This is a genomic window from Streptomyces sp. SID5785, assembly GCF_009870065.1.
Taxonomy (GTDB): Bacteria; Actinomycetota; Actinomycetes; order Streptomycetales; family Streptomycetaceae; genus Streptomyces.
In genome coordinates this window covers 1-1,912 of sequence record NZ_WWIA01000018.1, presented here as the reverse complement: position 1 = coordinate 1,912, position 1,912 = coordinate 1, and the positions used below count along the sequence as shown (strand labels likewise).

Here is a 1,912-nt window from a genome sequence, read left to right as displayed (position 1 = left end):
GCCGAGGCGGACCTGCCGCCCGGCGCACTCATCGGCGTCGGCGTCGGCGTGCCCGGCATCGTCGACGCCTCCGGCCCGGACGGCGCCGTCGTGCACGGCCAGACGGTCGGCTGGGACGCCGTTCCGCTGGAGCGACTGCTGCGCGCCGCGGGCGGACTCCCGCCCGATCTGCCGCTGTTCGTCGACAACGGCGCCAAGACCCTCGGCCGCGCCGAGATGTGGTTCGGCGCCGGCCGCGGCGCGCGCCACGCGGTCATCGCGCTCATCGGCTCCGGCGTCGGCGCCTGTGTCATCGCCGACGGCGAGCCCTACCGGGGAGCGTCGAGCAGCGCGGGCGAGTGGGGCCACACCGTGGTGCGGGTCGGCGGGCGGCGCTGCCGCTGCGGGGCGCGCGGCTGCCTCGAGGCCTACGTCGGGGCGGCGGCGCTCCTCGAGCGGTGGCAGGAGCGGGGCGGACGCGACGGACGTGACGGACGGGACGGACACCGTGCGGCGCCCGACGAGGAGGGCGCGCTCGCCGACCTGCTCGCGGACCCGTCGGCAGCCGAACTCCTCGACGAGACGGCCGAGTTCCTCGGCGCGGGCATCGCCGGGCTCGTCAACCTGTTCAACCCCGAGCGGATCGTCGTCGGCGGCTGGGCCGGACTGCTCCTCGGACCGCGGCTGATCGGCCCCGTGCGCCGGGCCGCCGCCGCCCACGCCCTGCGCCACCCCTTCGCCCAGACCACCGTCGAGCTGGGCCGGCTCGGCCCCGACGCCGTCACCGTCGGCGCCGCGACGCTGCCGCTGGCCCGGTTCCTGGACAGCGGCGGCGCGGGGCGGGAACCCCGGGTGCGCGGCGCGAGTTAGACACGGGGACGGGCGACCGGCGGCGCGACGGAGGGCACGGGACATGGACACAGCACAAGGACCGCTCGACCTGGAGGAGTTCGCGGACAGCGCCGAGGCGTTCTGGGCCGACCCGTATCCGGTGTACGAGCGGCTGCGTCGGCTCGGCCCCGTCCACCACGTGCGGGTGCCCGGCCCCGAGCCGCGCCAGGACCTGTGGCTGATCGTCGGCCACGAGGCGTCCCGCACCGCCTTCACCGACCCGCGCCTGATCAAGACGGTGCCGGGCGCCCGCGAGATGGACCCGATCGGGCGCCATCTGCTCGTCGCGGACCCGCCGGAGCACGGCCGGCTCCGCTCCCTCGTCACCCGCGCGTTCACCCCGCGCACGGTGGAGGCGCTCGTCCCGCGCATCCAGAAGATCACCGACGAGCTGCTCGACGCGATGGTCCCGCAGGGCAGCGCCGACCTGATCGAGTCGCTCGCCTTCCCGCTCCCCATGGCCGTCATCTGCGAGCTGCTCGGCGTCCCCGACATCGACCGCGACCGCTTCCGCCGGATGTCCTCCGAGGTCGTCGCGCCGACCTCGGCCGACGCCGGCACGCTGCTGCTCGAACTGATCGAGTTCTTCGACACGCTCATCGAGGACAAGCGCTGCGCCGCCCCGGCCGACGATCTGCTGAGCGTGCTGCTGCGCACGACCGCCGAGGACGGCGACCGGCTCTCCGCGACGGAGCTGCGCGGCATGGCCTTCCTGCTCCTGGTCGCCGGCCACGAGACGACGGTCAACCTGATCGGGAACGGCGTGCGGGCCCTGCTCGACCACCCGGACCAACTGGCCGCGCTGCGCGCCGACATGAGCCTGCTCGACGGGGCCGTGGAGGAGATGCTGCGCTACGACGGCCCGGTCGAGACGTCGACCTACCGGTTCTCCGCCGAGCCCGTCGACATCGGCGGCACGGTGATCCCGGCCGGTCACCCGGTCCTGATCGGCATCGGCACGGCCGGGCGCGACCCGGAGCGCTTCACCGCCCCCGACACCTTCGACATCCGGCGCGACGCCCGCGGCCACCTCGCCTTCGGC

General features: G+C 75.4%; 2 protein-coding genes. Both read left to right on the top strand.

The annotated features are described in order from the left end of the window. A partial coding sequence (locus GTW43_RS00630; RefSeq protein ID WP_161299561.1) for an ROK family protein occupies positions 1–849 on the top strand: 849 nt, incomplete at its 5' end. Between the two features lie 43 nt (positions 850–892). Beyond that, positions 893–1,912: cytochrome P450 (locus tag GTW43_RS00625; protein WP_161299560.1), on the top strand; the 1,020-nt coding region annotated here is incomplete at its 3' end.